The organism is Microcoleus sp. Pol12A5 (genome assembly GCF_036701435.1).
Classification (GTDB): Bacteria; Cyanobacteriota; Cyanobacteriia; order Cyanobacteriales; family Microcoleaceae; genus Microcoleus.
The window spans coordinates 1-23,542 of sequence record NZ_JAUBQU010000014.1; the positions used below are offsets into that span (position 1 = coordinate 1).

Annotated in this window: 7 protein-coding genes; 3 read left to right on the forward strand and 4 right to left on the reverse strand. The window is 48.8% G+C overall.

The window, feature by feature from the left end:
* Positions 1-87: 87 nt before the first annotated feature.
* The gene (locus QUA45_RS05915) at positions 88-4,776 is read right to left on the reverse strand and encodes an amino acid adenylation domain-containing protein (protein ID WP_333219924.1); all 4,689 of its coding nucleotides are present in this window, start codon (positions 4,774-4,776) and stop codon (positions 88-90) included.
* Between the two features lie 101 nt (positions 4,777-4,877).
* A complete protein-coding gene (locus tag QUA45_RS05920; protein ID WP_333219926.1) occupies positions 4,878-13,454 on the reverse strand; it encodes an amino acid adenylation domain-containing protein in 8,577 nt (2,858 codons plus the stop codon).
* An 806-nt stretch (positions 13,455-14,260) separates the two neighbouring features.
* On the opposite strand from QUA45_RS05920, the gene QUA45_RS05925 reads away from it, so the two are divergent.
* The 3 genes from QUA45_RS05925 (at position 14,261) to QUA45_RS05935 (ending at position 19,984) form a co-directional block, all read left to right on the forward strand.
* A complete protein-coding gene (locus tag QUA45_RS05925; RefSeq protein WP_333219928.1) occupies positions 14,261-17,113 on the forward strand; it encodes a TonB-dependent receptor domain-containing protein in 2,853 nt (950 codons plus the stop codon).
* Between the two features lie 204 nt (positions 17,114-17,317).
* Positions 17,318-18,463: a PepSY-associated TM helix domain-containing protein gene (locus QUA45_RS05930; RefSeq protein WP_333219930.1), complete on the forward strand. Its 1,146-nt coding sequence runs from the start codon at positions 17,318-17,320 to the stop codon at positions 18,461-18,463.
* 234 nt (positions 18,464-18,697) lie between these two features.
* On the forward strand, positions 18,698-19,984 hold the full coding sequence (locus tag QUA45_RS05935; protein WP_333097001.1) for an MFS transporter: 1,287 nt from the start codon (positions 18,698-18,700) through the stop codon (positions 19,982-19,984).
* Between the two features lie 88 nt (positions 19,985-20,072).
* Here the strand turns inward: QUA45_RS05935 and QUA45_RS05940 are convergent, their stop codons facing one another.
* Complete coding sequence (locus QUA45_RS05940) at positions 20,073-22,112, reverse strand: acylase (RefSeq protein WP_333219932.1); 2,040 nt, start codon at positions 22,110-22,112, stop codon at positions 20,073-20,075.
* A 404-nt stretch (positions 22,113-22,516) separates the two neighbouring features.
* The gene (locus QUA45_RS05945) at positions 22,517-23,521 is read right to left on the reverse strand and encodes a hypothetical protein (RefSeq protein ID WP_333097006.1); all 1,005 of its coding nucleotides are present in this window, start codon (positions 23,519-23,521) and stop codon (positions 22,517-22,519) included.
* Positions 23,522-23,542: the final 21 nt, after the last annotated feature.

Sequence of the window (23,542 nt, forward strand, 5' to 3'; positions counted from 1 at the left end):
GATTCTGGCTGGTAAAGGGAATGAAAGAGAATGCCCTGCTGCGCTGGGGAGAGGGGATAAAAATCTTCGATATTGCCATTGATCATATTAAAGCTCTCCCAAAATTGCGGTAATGTTGTCTAAATCGTCCTGGCCCCACTGGCTCCACTTAAACTCTGCAAAGTCAGAAGGAGTGTAGCCGCCGGCGTCGGGGGACTGACAGTATTGAATTAGCGCTCGCAGCGATTCTATAAAGCTCGTTGCCAAATTTTCAATGCTTTCTTGTCGGTGAATGTTTTCGCTGTACGTCCAATCTAATTGCAGCTTGCTGCTGGCAATAAATCCGTTAATTTCCAGCAGGTAACGCCGATTTCCGCGCGGGCTGCGAAGGGGGCCACTAGGCTCGGAATACAGCATTAATAAAGAAGATTTTGGCAGCACTTGGTCAAACTGTCCGAGATAATTAAAGCTTACCTCAGCTTGCGGCAATTTGTGCATTTTTTTAGAAATTTCTGGGTTTAAATATCGTAGAACACCGCACCCTATACCGCGATTTGGTACTGCACGTAACTGCTCTTTCACTGATTTGAGGGCAGACCCAAAATCGGAATGTTTTTCTAAATTTAACAAAACGGGGAATACTGCTGTGAACCAGCCGATTGTGCGCGACAAATCTACTCCTTCAAATAGATCTTCGCGCCCGTGACCTTCTAAGTCCAGTAAAAGTGAGTTATTGCCAATCCAGCGTTCAAATGCTTGAGCTAAAGCAGTTAGCAACACATCATTAATTTGCGTGCGGTAAGCGGCAGGTACTTCTTGTAAGAGCAGTTTTGTTTCTTCAACACTCAAAGCAACCGATACTGTTTTTTCAGATGCAACTAAATTGGCTGCTGTGGGGAAATCTATTGGCAAGCGAGAAGTTGGTTGGTGAGAAAGGGCGAACCAGTAATCCAACTCTCCCTGCAATTCGGGCGATCGCGCCCACTCATGCAAGCGTTCTGCCCACTGCTTAAATGAGGTTGTTTTGGGTGGTAGCGCGACTGTTTCGCCGCGGCTAATCTGCTCATAAGCTGTCTGGAAATCCTCAATTAAAATTCGCCACGAAATCCCATCAACCGCTAAGTGATGAATGGCCAATAACAAGCGATTTGGGTGATGTTTGCCCAAGTCAAATAGGGCAGCGCGAAGCAATGGCCCCTCTGACAAATTCAAACTGGCTTGCAACTGAGTGGCGGCGGTTTGGAAAGCGGCTTCTCGCTCCTCTGGAGGTAGCGACGACAAATCAATGCAGGTAAAGGGAGCAACTTCGTCGGGATTGGCGATCTCCTGCTGCCAGCCAGATTCTCCTCGCGCAAAACGCAGGCGCAGCGCGTCGTGGTGCTTCAGCAATTCCTGCAAAACTGACTCAATTAATGCAGGTTCGAGAGGTTGCTGCAACTCTAAAAGCACCGCCTGATTCCAGTGGTGCGGATCGGAGAGATTTTGCTCGAAAAACCAGTGCTGAATCGGCGTCAGAGGAACTTCGCCAATGATTAATCCCTGTTCCGATTGTTGGGTTCCAACTGTATCGGCGATGGCAGCTAACTGTGCAATGGTTTGGTGTTGAAACAGTTGTTTAGGAGTGAGGCGCAACCCCGCTTGATTGGCTTGAGAAATTACTTGAATGCTGAGGATAGAATCGCCGCCCAATTCAAAGAAATTGTCGTCAATTCCCACTTGTTCTAACCCCAATACTTGCGCCCAAATTTCTGCCAGGATTTTCTCAATAGCCGTGCTTGGCGCGGCGAATGCCTCTTCGAGTTCTGGCCGATCGCGATCCGGTGCAGGTAGTGCCTTGCGATCGACTTTGCCGTTGTTTGTTAAAGGCAGCGCCTCCAGCGTCACGAAAGCAGCAGGCACCATGTATTCCGGCAATTTTTGTTTCAGAAAGCAGCGGAGTTCGTGAATCAGTATTGAATGCTTATTTTGTGCTGCTGAGTTAGCAATGATATAAGCTACCAAGCGCTTATCGCCCGGTACATCTTCTCGCACTACAACCACAGCCTGGGTGACATCTGGATGCTGTCCTAGCGCTGCTTCAATTTCTCCTAACTCGATGCGGAAACCGCGCACTTTTACTTGGTGGTCAATTCGTCCCAAGTATTCAATATCGCCATTTGGCAGATAGCGAGCTAAGTCTCCCGATTTGTACAAGCGCGCTTTCAAACTGTCATTAAAAGGGTTCGGAATAAACCGATCGACCGTTAATTCTGGCTGATTGAGATAGCCCCGCGCGATGCCAGCACCACCAACGTAAATTTCCCCAGGGATGCCGATCGGAACGGGTTGGGAGTTGCGATCGAGCAGGTAAACTTGCAAGTCAGGAATTGGACGGCCAATAAGGCTGGCATTTTTACTTAAATCAGCGGCAGTCAGCGGCTGATAAGTGACGTGGACAGTTGTTTCTGTAATGCCATACATATTGACAAGTTGAGGGTGCCGATCGCCGTGCCGATCGAACCAAGGTTTTAAGCTTTGCAAGTCTAAAGCTTCCCCGCCAAAAATTACTAAGCGCAGGCTTAAATCTTCGCCAATTCCGACAGATTCTTCTGTTTTTATCAACTGGTAAAATGCAGAAGGAGTTTGGTTGAGAACTGTGACCTTTTCTTGGCATAGCAAGCTGTAAAAATCTTGGGGCGATCGGCTGACTGAATAAGGCACGATCGCAAGTCGCCCGCCGTATAGCAAAGCGCCCCAAATTTCCCACACTGAGAAGTCAAAAGCATAAGAGTGAAACAGCGTCCACACATCTTGCTCGTTGAAGTTGTACCGCGACTGGGTAGCAGTAAACAGGCGGACGACGTTTGAGTGAGGAACTAAAACGCCTTTGGGGATGCCAGTTGAGCCAGAAGTGTAGATGATATAGGCGAGATTTTCGGCAGTGGTGCCGCTGGCGGGATTTTCTTTGCTGTGTTGGGAGAAAGCACTTTTATCCCCATCGAGGCAAAGGATTTGGGCGCTACATTTGGGAAGGGTTTGCAACAACTTTTCCTCAGTCAGCAGCACATTTACCTGCGCGTCTTCGAGTATAAAAACGAGGCGATCGCGCGGGTTGGCTGGATCGAGCGGAACGTAAGCGCCCCCGGCTTTGAGAATGCCGAGAATGCCGACAATTGTATCGAGCGATCGCTCGACACAAATTCCCACCAAAACTTCTGGCTTGACGCCGAGTTTTTGGAGGTAATGCGCGAGTTGGTTGGCTCGTTCATTCAGCTCGCGGTATGTGAGTTGTTTGTCTTCAAATACGACTGCAATGGCATCGGGAGTTCGCTCGACCTGCGCTTCAAATAATTGATGAATGCAGCGATCGCTCGAATAATCGGCGCGGGTATCATTCCACTCTACTAATAACTGATGCCGCTCTTTTTCCCCCAGCAACGGTAGCTCTTCAATCCGCCGCTCTAGGTTGGCAGCTATGCCCTCCAGCAAGGTGAGAAAATGCCCCGCCATCCGCCTAATAGTGACCGCATCAAATAAATCCGTACTGTATTCAAACTGACCGCTAATTTCTTCCTGCTTTTCTTCTAAATACAGCGTTAAGTCAACTTTTGCTGTCTGATTCTCAACATCTAAAAGAGTGAGATTTAGTCCGGCGATTGACTCGGCAGCAACAGGTGGAGTTTGCAAAACAAAAGCGACTTGGAACAGTGGATTGTAGCTCAAATTTCGCTCGGGTTGCAACTCTTCAACCAGTTTCTCAAACGGCAAATCCTGGTGAGCGTAAGCTTCTAAACTCACCTCCCGAATGCGATCGAGCAACTGCCGAAAAGTGCGATCGCCTGACAAATCAGTTCGCAATACCAAAGTATTGACAAAAAACCCGATTAGCCCTTGAATTTCCGCTCGGTTGCGGTTGGCGATGGGAGAGCCAACGGGGATATCTGCCTGTCCTGTATAGCGATAGAGCAACGTTTTAAAGGCTGCTAGCAGCGTCATAAACAGGGTGACATTTTCCTGGCGGCTGAGCTTTTTGAGGGCTTCCGTTAGCGTTTTCGGGATGAGGAATGATTCTTTCGCGCCCCGATAGGTTTGCACCGGGGGACGGGGGCGATCGGCTGGCAATTCCAGCAAGGGGGGAGCGCCACTAAGCTGTTTTTTCCAGTAGTTAAGTTGAGTTTGCAAGCGATCGCCCGCAAGCCATTCCCGCTGCCAAATAGCAAAATCGGCGTACTGTATGGAAAGTTCGGGAAGTGGGGATGGTTTGCCAATAGAAAACGCTTCGTAAAGTGCTGCTAATTCTTGCAGAAATACTCCGATTGACCAGCCATCAAAAATAATGTGGTGTAGCGTCAGCAGCAAGACATATTCCTCAGCATCTAACTGTAGCAAACTAGCTCGCAACAGCGGCCCTTTGGTTAAATCAAAAGGTTTGCTAGCTTCTTCTGCCGCCAGTTGTTTTACTTTTTCTTCTCGCTCAGTTTTCGCCAATTTTTGCAACTCTAAAACTTGCAGCCCGAAATTAAATTTCTGACCAACCACCTGCACAGGTTGACCGTCTACAGTGGCAAATGTCGTCCGCAAAGCTTCGTGACGGCGCACAATTTCCTTCAAACTTAGCTCTAGCACTACTACATTTAGCCTGCCTTTTAGTAACACAGCCGCCGGAAGGTTGTAAAAAGGGTTTCCCGGTTCAAATTGGTCAATAAACCACAGTCTTTGCTGGGCAAAAGAGGTGGGAAATGCAAATACTTCTTCTTCCGCAGTATTTGCCGAATCGCGAGTATCTGTTGGAGGTTTTTCGGAAAAATGCACCGTCATTGGATTAGTAACTGATAATTGGTAATTGGGATTGCAGCCGATATTTAGGGATTGGTTATGAGTTATTGGCTGCTAACCTATGACTAATCACTGATTTGTGGTTAGCGCAAAGATGACAGTTTCATGCGGTACGCCGATCGCGAAACGGGCGCGATCGCGGGTTCTTCAACTGTCGCGTTTTTGTTTTTGGCTGCAGAAATATTTTCTGCAAGTACGGCGAGCGAGCGTCCTGCAAAAATATCGCACAAAGGCAATTCTATCTGACAAGATTCTCGTATCTTTGCTGCTAATTGAATTGCCAGCAGGGAATTTCCTCCTAGTTCAAAAAAGTTCTCGGCAATGCTTAACTGTTCGATGCCGAGAACCTCACAGCAAATTCTCGCTAACATTGCCTCAATAGGCGTGCGCGGTGCGACAAAAATCTTTGCTTCTGGAATTGCGGCATCCGGTTCGGGCAGTGCCTTGCGGTTAACTTTGCCGTTCGCCGAAAGCGGCAGCGCGTCCAGAACTATAAATGCAGACGGCACCATATAATCTGGCAGTTTTTCGCTCAGAAATTGTCGCAATTCTTCAACCGCAGGGGCCGCGTTTTGTTGTGGAACGATATATGCTACTAAGCGCTTTTGACTGTGATTTTCTCCGAATGCGGTGACAATGGATGCTTTGACTGCTGGGTGCTCGTTCAAAGCAGCTTCAATTTCTCCTGCTTCGATGCGGAATCCTCGAATTTTAAGGCGGAAATCTTCTCGTCCTAAAAATTCGATGTTGCCGTCAGGGAGGAAGCGCCCTAAATCTCCCGTTCGGTACAAGCGATCGCCCGTGACGGGGTGCGTGAGGCAACTGGCGCGAGTTTTTTCTTCATTGCGCCAGTATCCTTTTGTCAGCCCAACTCCGGCACAGCACATCTCGCCGGCAACCCAGACGGGACAGTCTTCCAGCCTTTCATTCAAAATGTAATAGCGTGTATTGGCGATCGGCGATCCGTAGGGAATGCTCTTCCAAGAAGGGTCAACAGTTTCTACCGGATACCAGATGTTCCAAAGGGTAGTTTCGGTTGGCCCGCCGACACTGACAACGCGACATTCTGTGACCATCGCCCTTAACCTCTGGGGCAGGGTTATCGGTATCCAGTCACCGCCGAGAAACGCCCAGCGCAAGCACTCCGGCAACACCTCAGAACGTCCGCCAGCGTAATCGAGCAGCATTTCCATCATCGGCGGAACCGAGTTCCAAATGGTGACGCGCTCTTTTACCATCAATTGAGTCCAGTGAGCGGGGTCTAGCCGTTGTGCGGCATCGGGAATGACGATCGCTCCCCCGGCCGCTAGGATGCCGAAGATATCGTAAACCGACATATCGTGGTGCAGTGCGGTGACTGCGATCGCGCGATCGCACTCGGCCACATTAAACACTTGGTTGGTCTGAGCGATCGCATTGACTGCACCGCGGTGCGCGATCGCCACGCCTTTCGGCAAGCCAGTTGAGCCGGATGTGTAAATCACATACGCTAAATCTTCTGCTTCCTGCACTGATTCCAAAGCTTCGCCGCTTTCTGTTGCTAATTCCTCAGTATCAAGACAAATTCGCCGCACATTTTCCGGCCATTCCAAGCGTTGATTTAACTGAGATTGCGTCAAAACAATCTCAACTTCGCCATTTTCCAACAAATACCAAAGCCGCTCTTTTGGCAGCGCCGCATCGATAGGTAAATAAGCGGCTCCAGAGGCTAGAATTCCCAGGACAGCGACTATTTGCTCCCATCCTTTTTCCATGACGACGGCAACCAACTGGTTAGGGCGAGTTCCCAGCTTCCGCAATCGGTGAGCGACTTGATTCGATCGCCAATAGAGTTCCTCGTAAGTGAGGGTACGATCGCGCGTAATGACGGCTGGTTCGTGCGATCGCGAGGCGACTTTCTCTGCAAACAATTCGTGCAGCAATCCATCAGGAATCGGTGCTTCAATGCTGTTAGCAAAAGCTGGCTGAAACGACACGGTTTCTTGCCAAGTTTCCTCTTCGTTAGCGAGGCGCTGCAACAGGCTGCAGTAGGCGTCAAACATCTCGTCAATCATCCCTGGCGGGAAGAGTTCTTCCACTGCATCCCAGCTAAAAGACAGCCCCTGAGCGGTTTCGGTAAATTGCGCGTCAATCCAAACTTGCGGAGTTTGACCGATAATGTGAATCAGTTCTCCCAATTCTTGAATCAGAGAAAAGATAGAGGAATCTTCCCCTGGCGCGTTTTGCGGATCGATCGTAAACACGACCGGCATCAGCGCTGCGGTTGTACCTTGCGCTTGGGCGAGTTCTCGCAAAATGCGCACGCCGCTGACGTACTGGTGCTCTAAATCTTGCCAAAGCTGTTCTTGCAGTCGCTTAGCCCGTACTTCAAAACTCTCTCGCTTGGAGTTATCTATTTCTAGCAAAGTAAACGAGGCAAATTCTCCGATAATTTCCTCAACTTGAGAATGCAAAGGCAACCGATTAAAGCGCGGCACGTTGAGGGTAAACCGAGGCGTTTTGCTCCACAGAGACAGAACCTCCGCATAGGCGGCGAGCAATAAACCCGTAGGAGTGAGGCTGGCACGAGCTGTGCACGTTTTGAGGCGCTGCCAGGTTTGCAAGTCTAAGCGATCGCTCCAGCGTTTAAATCGCGGCTGCGTTAAGGAATTCGGCTGTTTGGCGAGGGGCAATTCCGGCGCTGGTGGCAGGGTTTTGAGGCGATTGCGCCAGTAATCTAAGGATTGCTGGTAAAATGGGGAGTTTTCTAAGGCGATCGCAGCTAACACGCAATCGCGGAAAGACAGTTGCAAGGGCGCGATCGCAGTATGGGGATTGCGGTAAAACTTGACCAAATCGCCAAACAAAATTTGAAAACTCCAGCCGTCTATGCACAAGGCGTCAATGCTGATGTGGAGGCGGATGCGGCGCTTATTAATTTTGGAAGCGCAAATCTCGAACAGCGGCCAGCGATCGAGCGGCAGCACTTGGTGGGAAAGGCGATCGCGAATTGCTGCGAGTTTTTCACCCGCAACCTCTGGAGCGAGCGATCGCAAATCCAAAACCTCAATTTTATAAGCGGGTAAGTTTTCCAGAATTTGCTGCTGTCCGTTCGGAAGTACGATCGCCCGCAGCATATCGTGACGCTCTACAACTCGCTGCCACGCGAGGCTAAACCGCTCTAAATCTAACTCGTCGCTCTCAATTTCTACATAGCCGTGAATGGCAACATTGCCCATTTCAAAGAAGCTATTTCTCCCGATCCAGTACGCCTGCTGCATTTCGTTGAGCGGAAATGGTTGGTAGCGATTTTGAGGATCGGGGACGATCGCGGGCAGTGAAATCAGGGGTTCGGGCGACTGCTGGCTCTTAGCTTGTGCGATCGCAACTGCCAGACTGGCGACACTAGGGGATTGAAACAAGCAGCGCAATGATAGCTCGACGTGAAAGCGGTCGCGCACCTTGGCAATCAGTTGAGTTGCCAGCAAAGAGTGACCTCCCAACTCGAAGAAATTGTCATTGATTCCCACCTGTTTTAAACCCAGAACCTCCGCCCAAATCTCCGCTAATACTTGTTCTTCTAAAGTTTGAGGTGCGATAAAATCGGCGTTTGAGTTGTTGGTTTCCGGTGCGGGAAGTGCCTTAAAATCTACCTTGCCGTTTGGCGTTAATGGCATCGCTTCTAAAAACATGAAACTGGCAGGAACCATATAATCTGGCAGTTGTTCCCGGAGAAAAGAGCGCAGATTTTTAATCAGTGCAGAGTGCGTAGGGGCGGTGCCTCCGTGCCCGCCCGCGACTGCTGAGTTTAAAACGAGGTAAGCAACTAAGCGCTTACTGCCTGAATCTTCCTCATGCGCCAGAATGACTGCTTCTTGCACGTCTGGATGTTGGCTGAGTGTGGATTCGATTTCTCCTAACTCTATGCGGAAACCGCGAATTTTCACTTGGCGATCTGTGCGATCGATAAATTCTAAATTCCCGTCGGGAAGATAGCGGACTAAATCGCCTGTTTTGTAAAGGCGAGCGCCTTGCACGTTGCTAAAAATATCGGGAATAAATTTTTCTCGATTCAGATCCGAACGGTTGATATATCCTCTGGAAATGCCGGCACCTCCGATATATAATTCGCCGGGAATTCCGATGGGAACGGGTTGCAAGTTAGCATCGAGTACATAGGTGCGGGCATTTGGAATTGGACGACCAATCGGCAAGGTTTTTGGGGAGTTTTTAACCGCAGAGGGCGCAGAGGGCGCAGAGGGGAGAGAAGAAGAGAGAAAGTCGCACCACGTGGCGACAATGGTTGTTTCTGTGGGGCCGTAAGTATTGACGAGCCGCACTTTTTCTGATACGCACTTTTGCCACTGATTCAGGGATGCTGAAAGTGCGGTTTCTCCGCCAATAATTGTCAAGCGCACTGATGGGGGAAATTCTGTTTTTTCGGTGCTGAGTCTGGCGGTTAATTCGCGCCAGTAAGCGGTTGGTAAATCTAAGACGGTGATTTGCCATTCCCGGCATTTTTGCAGGAAGGAAGAAATGCTGTCTAACATGGAATTTCCGCGCAGTACCAAAGTTGCGCCTCGCGTTAAACAGGGATAGATTTCTTCGGCGCTGGCGTCGAAGCTGAGAGAAGCAAATTGAAGAACGCGATCGCCTGCTTTAATGCCATATTCAACACTTGCAGCCTGCGTATAATTCGCCAAAGATTGATGCTGCACCATCACTCCTTTTGGCTTGCCGGTAGACCCGGATGTATAGATGATATAAGCGAGGTTTTCTGGTTCAACGGCGCTATCAGGATTTGACTTATTTTGTTGAGCGATCGTCTGCCAATCTGCATCCAAGCAAATCACAGAAATATTATTGTGGGCTGGCGTTTCTGCTTTTAATTCTGTTTGCGTTAGCAATACCCTAACTCCCGCGTCTTCTAACATGAAGGCGAGGCGTTCTTTAGCATAGATGGGGTCGAGGGGCAAATAAGCGCCGCCTGCTTTTAATATGCCTAAAATTCCGACGATCGCATCGAGCGATCGCTCCATATAAACGCCGACTATCCCATCTGGTTTTACGCCGAAAGAGTGCAAATAATAGGCAAGTTGATTCGCGCGACTATTTAATTCTTGGTATGTCAAAGTTTGGCATTCAAATTGCACCGCAACCGCATCAGGGGTTTTCGCCACTTGCGCTTCAAATAAGCGATGAATACAGGCATTTTGAAAGTTATTTGTTTGAGTGTTATTCCACTCAAATAGAATTTGCTGGCGTTCGGCTTCTGCAAGCATGGGCAAATCAGACAGTCGTGCGGAAGAATTAGCAACGATGCCTTCTAATAAGTTCTGAAAGTGTCCTGCCATTCGCGCGATCGTAGCCGATTCAAATAAGTCTAATCTGTATTCAAACCACCCTCTAATACCTGTTCCTGTGGCTTCTAATTCCAATGTTAAATCGAAATTTGCTGTCCCGCTGTGAATCTGTTGGCAGTTCAGGCTCAAATCCGGTAATTCTAAGGCGAATTCGGAGGCATTTTGAAATGCAAACATCACCTGAAATAAAGGCGAGTGACTTAAATCTCGGTTCGGCTGCAATTCTTCTACCAACTTCTCAAACGGTACATCTTGATGCGCGTAAGCGCCTAATGCAACCTCTCGCACTCGATTCAGCAACTCTCGAAAAGTGGGATTTCCGGTTAAGTCAGATCGCAGGACTAAAGTATTGACAAAAAATCCAATTAATGATTCGGTTTCGCTGCTGTTGCGGCTGGCAATTGGTGAACCGACGAGGATATCTTCTTGTCCCGTGTAGCGGTAAAGCAGTGTATTGAATGCGGCCAGCAATGTCATAAATACAGTGGTTTTTTCCCTGCGACTCAATTGCCTAATTGCCTCGGTTAAGCGCTCTGGCAATTCAAATAATTGCCGACCTCCCTTGTAACTTTGAACAGCGGGACGAGAAAAGTCTGTTGGTAAATTTAGAACCGCTGCGCGGCCACTTAACTGCTGCTTCCAGTAAGTAAGTTGAGTTTCTAATATTTCTCCCTGCATTTGTTGGCGCTGCCAAGTTGCAAAGTCTGCATACTGGATTGGCAGCGGTGGAAGCGAGGCTAAATTCTTATTAGTAAATACTTCATAAAATGCCGCTAGTTCCCGTAAAAATACGCCCAGAGACCAACCATCAAAAATGATATGATGGGCGGATAAAAGCAGGGTATGTTCTGTTGGTGATAGACGCAGAAGCTTGGCACGAAGCAGATTTGGTTGAGTTAAATCAAAGGGCAAATCGGCTTCTTCCGCAGACATTTTTTGCGCTTCTTTCTCGCGTTCCTCAGGGGAGCAGTGGCTCAAATCTATCAGCGGTAATGGAAAAATTTTCGCATCAAAAATAACTTGTATCTGTTCTTTTTCCCCACCAGCAAACGCAGTTCTCAAAACCTCGTGTCGCTCGATAATTTTCTCAATACTTTGCCTGAGTGCTTCTGCATTAAGTTGCCCCGTCACCCGAACCGCACCGCAGAGGTTGTAGAAGGGGTTTCCCGGTTCCAATTGGTCGAAGAACCACAAGCGCTCTTGGGCAAAAGACAGGGGGATGTTTGGCAAGCGAGAAACTGGCTGGATAGACGCAGTTTTAGGCGCTTCTGCCAATTTTTCTAAAATTTTTGCTGCCCGTTGAGCAAGGCTTAGTTCCTGGAATAAGTCTTCTATTGATAACGCTATTTTTAGAGCGGTTTCGATCTGATTTTTAAATTCAAATACCGCCAATGAATCGAAACCCAAATTACTAAAAGCCTGTGCCGATTGGATTTGGGAAAGGCTGACTTTCAGCACCCTCGCTACCTGCTGTCGCAAATAGGTTTCTAACTGTGCCTGCCGTTCTTCTAACTCGGCTGACAGCAGCATTTCTCGCGTCAGGCGATTCTCTATTTCAACAACATCAGATATCTGTAAAATGCTACTGGCGACAACTTCCAAATTGTCAGCTAGAAAGTCAGCACAGGCGGCGCGACGTTGAATTTTACCGCTAGTCGTTTTCGGAATGCTTCCGGGCTTAATCAGCACTACTCCATAAACTTGTACTTCATATTCGATCGCAATGCGTTCGCGGATGGCGCTGATAATTTCCTCGGCATGATCCGGCGCTTTGCGAGATTGTAATTCTGGCACGATAACGAGCTGTTCTTCGCCTGCGACTTCCACCGAGAATGCCGCGATCGCCCCTGGCCGCAAACTGGGATGGCTGCGCTCTGCCGTTCTTTCTATATCTTGGGGGTAAAGATTGCGACCTCGGATGATAATCAAATCTTTGAGTCGCCCTGTAACAAACAGTTCTCGATCGCGTAAAAAGCCTAAATCTCCAGTTCGCAAAAAGGGTCCTTCGCTGGTATCTGAAAGATATGCTTGGAAAGTTTTTTCTGTTTCTTCTGGGCGATTCCAATAGCCTCGCGCCACAGTTTCGCCAGCTACCCAAATTTCTCCGACTTCCTGCGGCTGGCATTGTGTCAGAGATTCGGGATTGACGATCGCAACTTTAGTGCCAAATTCAGGGAAACCGCAGCCGACTAAAGTTCTCGCGCCCCCCTCGCCTTCGGCAACTTCTACAATGCGATCGTTTTCCAGCGCCCCAGCGTCAACAGGTAAGAAAGTCGGTGTTGTTCCGCTGCGAACCGTGGCAATTTTTAGCGTAGTTTCTGCCATTCCGTAAGCAGGACAAAAGGCATCCGCATGAAAACCGCAGGGCTCAAAAGCTTTGGTAAATCGCTCTAGGGTTTCTTTGTGGATGGGTTCTGCGCCGTTATAGGCCACGCGCCAACTGCTCAAATCCATGGTTTTTTGACCGTCGCGCGAGATTTTGCTAGCACACAACTCGTAAGCAAAATTTGGCCCGCCGCTGTGGGTAGCTTTGTAGCGCGAAATCGCTTCCAACCAGCACATCGGGTTCTGAATAAACGCCGCTGGCGGCATGAAGTAAGAGGGAATTCCCAGATACAAAGGTTTGAGCAATCCGTCAATTAACCCCATGTCGTGAAACGGGGGAAGCCACGTTACCGCAACGCTTTCGGAATCGTGAGCAAAGCCTCGGTGAATGTATTCGATGTTGTACAAAACGTTGGCGTGGCTCACCATTACGCCTTTGGGGGTGGAGGTTGAGCCGGAAGTGTACTGAAGATAAGCCACTTCGTCGGGATGGATGGATGGCTGCTGCCACTTTTCGCCGTCACCGGAAAGCTCCTCTGCACTCAGCCAGCGCATCGCTTTGAGTTCCGGCACTTGCTGGCATAGCTGTTCTAAATTTTTCAAGTGTCGCGCGGGAGCGATCGCAACTTTTGCTCCTGCATCTTTGGCGATCGCGCTAATTTTCGCTAAATTCCGTTTCAGCTTCGGCGGATAGAGGGGAACCGCGATCGTTTTGGCGTACAAGCATCCAAAAAAGGCGGCGAGATAGTCCAATCCAGGCGGGAAAAGCAGTAAGGCTCGTTCGCCAGTGACTCCCAATGTCTGAAGTCGCGCGGCGTGCGATCGGGCGATCGCGTCTAACTCTCGATAAGTCAAACTGGCGGTTTCAGTTTTTCCGTCTAACAGAAATGTATATTTCTGCTCTGGTTGGTGTAGCGCTCTGTTTTGTAGGAGTTCTACTAAATTGGTACAACTTTCGGTGAGTTGGTTTCCGTTAATGTTTGCGTCACTCATCGATTCTTTTTACCTAATAAATCTTGTTTGCAGTACGCCAACCAGTTCCGCCAAATTCTTTCCACATAGACTTTCTGTGAACAGTTGTCGGGCGTTACGAGTCTCCCATCAGCGCCTTTTAGTCTTCAATCCGGGTATTAGCGCTTCTTTTCATGTTTTGTTGTCGATCGGGCTGTTCGGCAATGGCTCCGGGGCGATTTCAGTCCGAGCCAGCTTCGATATCAGCTTCAGGGGCTTTACGACTATCGACTTTTAGCATAGTAGGCTAGATGATATTTATTGTCAAGAGTAGTTGAGATAATTTATTGACTACTCTCCGTGCCTATATGACAATCTTTTCTAACTTTTGCCCTAGCATTTTAGGCGATCGTTTGTCTAGCCCTGACAAGGAACCATAATAGGCAAGTCGTCCCTAACTAGATAGAGGGGTGATACCCCCTATCTTAAACTGCAATAAGTTTTCATTAGTTAACTCTTGACAGATGCAAGTGCTCTGTTATCTAATTAAGCTACTTTCTCAATAAGCGCCCAGGAACTACTTCCTTTAACCGAGGAAAGAGCTACCCGTGGTCGATCGTCCAGAGCGCCACCTGACTCAGGCTTTCGCCCTCACGCGCCTCCTGTATTCCCAGACCAATGCCACTAGCGACGGGAGAATCGGATCGAACTGGGCCCGAAAACTGGGCCGGATCTTCCGCAGGTCAGTTTCAAGAGGCACACAAGAGCAGCAACGCTGCCACAAATCATGTTGTGCAAGCAACGCAAACCACATATCCGAAGTTCCATTAATTCTTGATTAAAGAGTAATGAATAGATCGCAGAAATTACTAAGCAGCCTTGGGCTGGCAGGAGTCGTGTCGGCGTTAGTCGCTGGGCCGGCGTGCGCTTCCAACATCGCGCAGGTGACGGGCGTTCGCCTCAATCCCACGTCAGAAGGCATTGAAATCATCCTAGACACTGAAGATGGAAGACCCCTGCAAGTCTTCAGCGCCAGCTTTGGCGAAACTTTACAAGCTGATGTCATCACCGCTCAACTGCGACTACCGGGGGGAAATGAGTTTCGTCAAGACAAGCCGGCTGCGGGAATTGCTTCTGTCACCGTTACTCCTTTAGATAACAACAGCATCCGAATCAAAGTCGTTGGCGAGAGGGGTCAACCAGTGGCACAGGTGATCCCTAACGCTGCGGGTCTGATTCTCAGCTTAAAACCCACCTCGGAGATGACTGCTCGCCCGCCTGCACCGGCTCCTACAACACAGCGGCCGGGGACACCCGCAGAACCTTTGCCACCGACAGGGCAGCCGGTAGAGATACCCGCAGAACCATTGCCGCCGACAGCACAGCCGCCAGGGACGCCCGGAGAACCCTTGCCGCCGACAGCACAGCCACCTGGGACACCCGGAGAACCCTTGCCGCCGACAGCACAGCCGCCAGGAACACCCGGAGAACCCTTACCGCCGACAACACAGCCACCAGGGACACCCGGAGAACCCTTGCCGCCGACAGCGCAGCCACCAGGGACGCCCGGAGAACCCTTGCCGCCGACAGCGCAGCCACCTGGGACGCCACCGGCGGGGAGATCCCCGATTGAAATCGTCGTCACTGCAACACGAACCTCAGAAAGAGTGACAAACGTGCCGCGCTCTATAACGGTGGTAGACTCAGAAGAAATTCAGCAGCAGACAGGGGCATCGAGAAATGTCGGGGAAGCTCTGGCGAATCAGGTTCCCGGTTTTGCGGCCCCGACTCAAACTACTGCAACTTATGGACAAACTTTGCGGGGTCGCGACGTTTCCGTTCTGATTGACGGTGTGCCACAAACGACCAATCTTCAATCTTTTGGCAGAGAATTTAGAAACATCGATCCCAGCGCGATCGAACGCATTGAAGTAGTGCGGGGGTCTACCGCAATCTACGGCGCTCAGGCTACAGGTGGCGTGATTAATATAATTACTCGCCGGCCAACTGAGGAAAGGCTAACTGCTGTTACTGAAGTGGGCGTCAGTAGCGCTTTAACAAACACAAGAGATGCTTTAGGCTTTAACGCTCAGCAGACGATTTCTGGCCGAACGGGCAATTTCGATCTGACGGGCACTGTCTCGCTCTCTAGAAGTGGAGCTTTTTACGATGCCAAAGGCGATCGTATTCCCTTTTTTGAACTCGGCGGAGATAGCAGCACGCTCTTCAACGTGATGGGCAAAGTCGGGGTAGATTTGGACAGCGAACAGCGGCTGCAACTAACTGTCAATCACTATCGGGAAACCCAAGATCCCAATGTGATTCCAGACTTTAGGGTTGACGACCAGGAAGGACGGCAAAAAGCCCGCGCCATCCGAACCGGAAATTTGGATATTGACGGGGAAACACCGGGAAATAAAAGTACACAGGTCAACCTAAGTTACACCAACCAAAACCTTTTTGGCAGCAGCCTTCAAAGTCAAATCTACTATCGAACAAATTCCAATTCAGGTGTTCCTTCAGATTACCGCACGTCCGAGTTCTTTGGTCCATTTCTCGGCGTTACTCGTTCGCGAGCCGAGAACGAACAGATAGGAGGTAGATTGGCGATTACCACTCCTTTATCCCGCGCCGAAAATCTTCGATTAACTTGGGGTTCTGACTATGTTACTGAAGATAGCAGACAGCGTTTCGACTTGTACGACACGGAGAGATTTGACGCAAGTGGCGGCCGGGTTTACCGGAAAATCTCCGAGCGTCCTTTCGTTCCTCCTTACACTTACAACAGCCTTGGCCTTTTCGGTCAATTGGAATGGAATATTGACGATATCGTCATTCTAAGTGGCGGGATACGTCACGAACGTATCGGGTTAGAAGTCAATGATTATACCACTTTTAACGATCGCCAGATCCAAGGAGGCGATCGCAAATTTAACGCCACCCTATTTAATACAGGGGCTGTCTATAAACTCAATGACAACTTCAACGTATTTGGCAACTTTTCTCAAGGTTTCTCAGTTCCAGATTTCGGCCGTATCCTCCGCGAACCTCCGGACAATTTTGTCGGAATAGAATCTTCGTTAGAAGTAACTCAACCGCAAAAAGTCAACAACTACGAAATTGGCATTCGAGGAGGGTGGCAATCCGTACAAATGTCGCTTGCCGCTTTTTACAATACCTCAGATCTAGGAGTTAATTTTCAACCGGTTGGCAACACGGGTCGCCTGGAACTAATCCGCGCCCCAGAACGCATTTACGGCTTAGAAGGGACTGTGGATTGGCAACCTGCACGAGCATGGTCACTCGGCGGGACGGCTACTTACATTCAAGGCGAATATGACGAAAATGGCCGTTACATCGCGCTTGATAGCAGCCGAATTCCACCGCTCAAGCTAACAGCTTATCTCCAAAACGAAACTTTGCAGGGATGGAACAATCGGTTACAGTTTTTATATTCTGGAAATCGCGATCGAGCCTTTAAAGACGGCTCAGATGGCGGTCCAATTAGCAGCTATCTCACAGTGGATTACATCAGCACAATTCAACTGGGAAAAGGGCTGCTACAAGTCAAAGTGGAGAATTTATTGAATAATCAATATTTTCCCGTGCTGTCGCAATACTTAGCTGGATTTGGCGCGGACAGCTCTAATTATGCAGGCAGAGGTTTGACTCTCAGTGTTAATTACCGCCTTAACTGGTAATTACAGCAGATTGCAGTTTTATGAGGTAGATTCAATATCCCTCGTAGGGACACTCCAAGAACCCATTGGTGTCAATTTAAGCTGTTAGTCTGCCACTCCTCGCGGCCACTCGCTAGTCCGCCAGTTCGCCAGGGGTTGAAACCCGGTCGGACTATCGGTTTTACCTTAATGAGAAAAGTTAACGGTTTCGAGGAAAATTTCGAGATGAATTTCCGTAAACTCGCATTCAAACTGCACTTGTATTTGGGGTTGGTGGTAGGAATATTTCTAGCAGTAATAGCTTTAACCGGCTGCTTGCTGGTTTTCAGCCCCGAAATCGAGCGACTCTTCAATCCCCAACTCCTGCAAGTCATTCCTCAATCCGAACAGATACCGCTGGAAAATGTCCTGCAAATTGTCGAAAAAGCTTATCCGCAAAATCAAGCTCTTAGTATCTTGCTGCCGCGCTCAGTGAAGGAAGTTTGCCAAGTTTGGATGCTGTCAAAGAGTGAGGAAATAGTTAGCGTTTTTGTCAATCCTTACAGTGGAAAAATTACGGGTACGCGGCTTGGGAAACAAACTTTTACAGGTTTTATTTTGACGTTGCACGCGGAATTAGCGGGAGGAGAATTCGGTCATCTTGTTGTCGGTACTTGCGGTCTAGTAATGCTAGGACTAACTTTTACGGGTTTGGTATTGTGGAGTGGTTGGCGCAATTTGGCTCGCGGATTTTCTATTAATTGGCAAGCGCACTGGCAGCGGACTGTATTTGATTTACATAACGTTTCTGGCATTGTATCGGTCGCTTTCCTCATACTAATCTCTGCTACAGGGACAGCGATAATTTTTTACACGCCGGTTGAAGCGGCTTTGTATTGGCTAACAAATGAAAAGCCGCAGCCAGCATTGACTTCTCATCCCCAATCTAGCAGTTCGAGGCAAAACCTTGACGAAATATTACAGCAAGCTAATACCGTTTGGACAGAAGCTAAAACCACTTTTATTTCTCTGCCTTTGACACCTGAAGAAACTTTTAAGGTACGGAAAAAATTTCTCGATGACCCGCACCCAAACGGGATTAGCACCATTTATCTCGACCAATACAGTGGCGAAATATTGCAGGCTGACAGTGTAAATTCAGCTTCTGTAGCAAATCGAATTCTCAACTCGCTTTATCCGCTACATATTGGCAGCTATGGCGGAATTTACTTGCGGCTGGCACACGCGATCGCAGGATTAGCAGCAATTGTACTGTTTGTTACGGGTGTAATGATGTCGCGGCAGCGGCATTTGGCGAAATTTTACCGCAAGGAGGCGAGACAGCAATATGAAGAATTATCTCCCCTTAGCCAGCAATGGCCTTGGTTTTAATGAGAGCTGCGAGCGGTTTGATGCGGGTGTCAATCGATTTTAGATTTTAGATTGAAGCATTGACCCCACGGATAAATTCGGGGGGCAAGTTTCTCGGATACACGTTTTTTATTTCTGGGTCCTGAGTCTGCTTTCAGAATGAATCCGGGGGCTTATATCCTGGATGATTTCGGTCATTCTCCTGCCTAAAAACTCCGATTCTCTGAATTTTAAATCCTATCGATCGCCTATTTAATGCAAAAATTTCTTCAACTATGGCTGGGACAAACGGCTTCGATGATTGGCAGCGCTATGTCCGCGTTTGCGCTGACTATTTGGATTTGGGAGTCCACCAGTCAAGCCACAGCTTTGGCTTTGTTGATGTTTTTTACTCAATTGCCGCGCATCTTTCTCGCTCCGGTTGCTGGCATTCTCGTCGATCGCTGGAATCGAAAATTTTTGATGGGAATCGGTGATGCAGTTTCAGCTTTGTTAACGCTCACTATCCTCTTACTTTATATCAGCCAAAACCTGCAAATATGGCATATATATGTAGCGGCTGCGATTAACGGAATTTTTGACCAAATTCAGCAGTTAGCTTACTCGGCAGCCATCGCCACAATGATGCCAGAAAAGCATTACAGCCGCGCTAGCAGTTTAAGTTTTTTGGCAAGTTACGGTGCGAGTATTATTGCTCCGACACTGGCGGGGATTCTCTATTCTGCGATCGGGTTGAGCGGGATTTTTACGATCGACCTGGCAACTTTTACAATAGCGATCGCCACGCTAGTATCTGTCAAAATACCCCAGCCCGCGATCGCGCCAGCGTTGCGGAGCAATATCGCCTCCAATCCCCAGCCGACTCGCTTTCACCTATTGCAAGAACTCAGCTTCGGATTCCGCTACATCGTGGAGCGTCCCAGCCTGCTTGCCTTGCTGGTATCGGTTTCGCTATTCTGGTTTGCTCACGACATCGGCGCGGCCCTCTACTCACCGATGATTCTGGCACGCACCGGGAATAATGCCAGAATCCTAGGTACTATCCTTTCAGCCGCCGGCGCAGGCGGCGTTTTAGGAGCATCGATCGTCAGTATTTGGGGCGGGCCCAAACGCCGAATCCAGGGCTTCCTGCTCGGCATGGCAGGCGCGGGCTTGAGTAAAATAGTCTTTGCTTTCGGTCAGGCGCTTTCCATCTGGATTCCCGCTCAATTTTGTTCGTCTTTCAATTTCCCCATCCTCGGCAGTTCCAACGAGGCGATCTGGTTGGCGAAAGTCCCACCAGAGGTACAGGGGCGCGTTTTTGCTACCAGAGCAGTTATCGTGCAATTAGCGTCAGCGATCGGTTTATTGATCGCAGGGCCACTTGCCGATCGCGTCTTTGAACCCGCCATGCAACCGTCCGGTTTTTTAGCAGCTATTTTTGGCCCAATTATCGGGACAGGTGCCGGTGCTGGCATGGCTTTGTTATACGCTATCTCCGCGCTAGGCTTATTGCTCGTAGCAGTCGGTGGGTATGCTTCCCGACTGCTGCGCGATGGCTAAAGCGGAAACGGAAAGAGGTCTTTTAACTTCTTCCCTCTTCCCTCTTCCCTCTTCCCTCTTCCTTCTTCCCTCTTCCTTCTTCCTTCTGCTATAGTTTCTGGCGCGAACTCAGGTGAGCTTCAATTTCCGATCGCGATCGCCATACAGGGCGCAATTCCTTGCGAGCAAATAGCTGCAACTGATCGCCTGCGTGGGGGGAACCAGGTTGAGTGGCGTTGCCGTAACTGTTTAGCGCCATCGCTTTCACAGGATTCGAGAACTCAATCGCAGCGACAAAAGAATCGCCTGCAACCGCTTGAAAGCGATTGTCTTTCCCAGGAGCGAACCATACTGAGCGAAATACACCCAAATCACCGTCAGCTCCATTTGCAGGCAGATTCGCCTCCCCAGGCAATCGGAAGACTTCCCCCCATGCCACATTTAACGCGCCATAAGTTACCTCAACTTTGGTTGCTGTCGCTTCCAGCACCCGCACCGCCTCCGCAGGATTTGCCAACCCGTCTGGCGTCGTTAGCGGCGCATCTTCGCTCCAAGGTTTAGCGAATAACCGATCGGCATCCATCGCTTGTTTCCACAAGGCAAACAGCACCGCACCGCGACTGTCAGCATCGACTTTGCGATCCCAAGTGGCGAGAACTTCCGCAGCGCGGCGCGCTTTTTCACTGCCTTGCCGTGCGGCGGGAATTAAATCATCCAGGAGGCGATCGGCGAGTTCTAACTGAGTGGAATGTTTGTATTGCATCAATTCATCGAAAGAGATTTTTTCATCTTCTAAGAGCATTTTTGCCGATCGCTGCGATCGCAAATCCATCGGGCCGCGCGGTGCCATGTAGGCGGGATAATTATCCGGTGCGATCGGGCTGGGAAACGTCGTCGTCCAAGGCGGATCGTTGGTATTTTGCAACCAACCGCTGGGCGGATCGACAACGCGCGGCAAATCCGCATAGGGATGATTTTTGCTCCACAAAGTCTCTGAAGTATTGCCTGCGATTGTGCCTGACCAGTATTTAAAATCTCCATTTTTGCGTATGGGAACTTGACCGTTAAACAAGTGCATGATATGCCCCTGACGATCGGCATACATGACGGTAAACATGGGAATTTCTAAGCGCTTTAAAGCGGTTTCAAATTCAGAAAAATTCTTTGAGAGGGCCATATCCCACCACTGCTGGAGGGCTGCTGGTTTATCCAGTCCGACAACGCGCAGGGCGATCGCTTTGCCCTGTTTTTCTGTGAGAATCGGCCCGTGAACAGAACGTCGCACTACTAGAGATTCCGAGCGCAAATTCCCATTCTTTTCTTTGACTTTTAAAACCTTCTCTTCCCTGTCAAAACTTCGGATTTTGCCATTGAAGCGATAGCCATCGTTAACGAGGGACAATTCGTAGGCATCCCAGCCATCGTGAGTGTTGACAGTATGAGTCCATCCCAAGTTGTCATTAAAGGCGATCGTTAATACAGGAAATCCGACGAGAGTCGCTCCGTAAGCGTTAATTTCTGGGGCAATCAGTTGCGCTTCGTACCATAAATATAAATCCGACCAAGGAAGGTGAGGATTTGCCAATAGCATAGCATTGCCGCTTTGAGAATGGGAAGGAGCGATCGCCCAACCATTAGAGCCTTTAGGGGTGTCATTTTCAGCGAGATTTTCAACGCTATCTGGCTCGACTATAAAAGTAAAATTGATTACACGTTGCTCGTGTGCCAATACATCTGCAGGTTTGAGCGGCAATGCTATCTTTAATTCTTCGGTGAGCGCCTCTGGGTGTTCTTTTGCATAGGCATTCATTCCGCCAACAAAAGCATCGAGATAGTTGCGAAAAATGGGACTTTGTGATTCATACCACGCATTGGCGCGATTAGGAATTCCCATAGTTTTCACCCAGCGATCGGATTCCAGATAATCTTCGCCCCAAAACTCGGCAGCTTGCCCGCGAGCTTGCCCGTAAAGACGCAAAATCAGATTACCGTGACTTTGCATCTGCGCCCACCCAAAAGCGTAGAAAAGGCTTTTACTATTCTCTCCGTAAATGTGTGGAATTCCATAGGTATCCCAAAGAATTTGATTGCCGATTTCAGGCGCGGAGCGAGTCCCATTATTGAGGAGCAAAACTAAAATAAAACTCATTAATAACGAGACAATCCGTCGGGTTTGTTTTTTTAGTTTTAGAAACACTGGAATTTAATTGGCTAGGGTTAAACTGATGAGACATAACGGCATTTTAAATAAGCTGCACGAACAAAACGCCGAGGATTTAAAGCCATTTTATGGAGAGATAGAAAACTATACCAAATCCGATGCCCAAAAAGCTAACCTATCTACGTCCATCTGCAGTTAAAAAAATAACACCTCTTTGAGAAATCCAGAAAATCAGAAAAAAGACCCTATGTAAATCAGATCTGGTATTGAAAAGCCTCACCTACGCTCACCAAATTGAAAAGCGCTATAAAACGCCGATGTGTCGGCTGTAAAGCGCATAATGTCATTGGTGAGGAGGGGGGTAAGCAAGTAGGGCGAGATAGGTTATAGGATTATTTTTTAAGCTGCCCCTGTTGCCAAGTTCCCTCAACTTTCGTTCCATCTGCATATAGATAAGAACCTTGACCGTGTTTTTGCCCGTTGAGGAATTCACCTTGATAGCGATCGCCATTGGCGTAAATGCAGGTACCTTTGCCGTTGAACTGACCATCGCTGAATTCGCCTTCGCAGCGATCGCCATTGGCAAAAATGAAAACTCCTTTCCCGCTCATCTTACCCTTGACAAAAGTGCCTTTATAGCTATTTCCATTGGCGAACTCACGGACACCTTCACCACTAAATTCTCCATTGTCAAAGAGCCCTTGATAACGTCCCCCTTCTTTAAAAGTAAATAACCCCTGACCTTGAAGGTTGCCCTTCACAAACTCTCCTTCATAGCGGTTGCCGTTCTGATATTCGCGAACCCCTTTACCGTGAAACTGCCCTTCACTAAATTGCCCCTCATAACGGCCTCCTTCAGCAAAGGTATAAATTCCCTGCCCGTGAGGCAGATTATTCAGCAACTCTCCTTCGTAGCGGTTCTTATTAGCATATTGACAGACGCCTTTGCCGTTAACTTTTCCTTCTTTAATATCTCCTTCGCAACGAGTGCCATTACTGAACGTAAAAACCCCTCGACCGCTGGGAGAACTATTAGTAAAAGAGCCTTCGTAACGAATGCCGTTAGTTGAGGTAAAAGTTCCTGTACCGTCGAACTCACCGTTTTTGAAAGTTCCTTCGTAGCGGTTGCCGTTAGCAAATTCGCGGACACCTTGACCGTTGAATTCACCATCGGCAAATTCTCCTTGGTATCGACCTTCTTCTTTAAAGGTATAGATGCCTTGACCGTGAGGTTTGCCGTTGAGAAATTGGCCTTCGTAGCGATCGCCGTTGGCATATTGACAGGTGCCGGGACCGCTGAGTTTTCCTTCACTCAATTCTCCCTCGCAACGTCCGCCATCGGGTAAAGTAATTACTCCTGCCATTGCGCTGTCAGGGTTGGCAAACAATAAAGCCATTCCCAAGTTTGAACCAAGTAA

Excerpts from the sequence above, each read along its gene's own strand:
- QUA45_RS05915 (WP_333219924.1), bottom strand. The coding sequence starts at position 4,776 with ATGACGGTGCATTTTTCCGAAAAACCTCCAACAGATACTCGCGATTCG.
- QUA45_RS05920 (WP_333219926.1), bottom strand. The coding sequence starts at position 13,454 with ATGAGTGACGCAAACATTAACGGAAACCAACTCACCGAAAGTTGTACC.
- QUA45_RS05925 (WP_333219928.1), top strand. The coding sequence starts at position 14,261 with ATGAATAGATCGCAGAAATTACTAAGCAGCCTTGGGCTGGCAGGAGTC.
- QUA45_RS05930 (WP_333219930.1), top strand. The coding sequence starts at position 17,318 with ATGAATTTCCGTAAACTCGCATTCAAACTGCACTTGTATTTGGGGTTG.
- QUA45_RS05935 (WP_333097001.1), top strand. The coding sequence starts at position 18,698 with ATGCAAAAATTTCTTCAACTATGGCTGGGACAAACGGCTTCGATGATT.
- QUA45_RS05940 (WP_333219932.1), bottom strand. The coding sequence starts at position 22,112 with ATGAGTTTTATTTTAGTTTTGCTCCTCAATAATGGGACTCGCTCCGCG.
- QUA45_RS05945 (WP_333097006.1), bottom strand. The coding sequence starts at position 23,521 with ATGGCTTTATTGTTTGCCAACCCTGACAGCGCAATGGCAGGAGTAATT.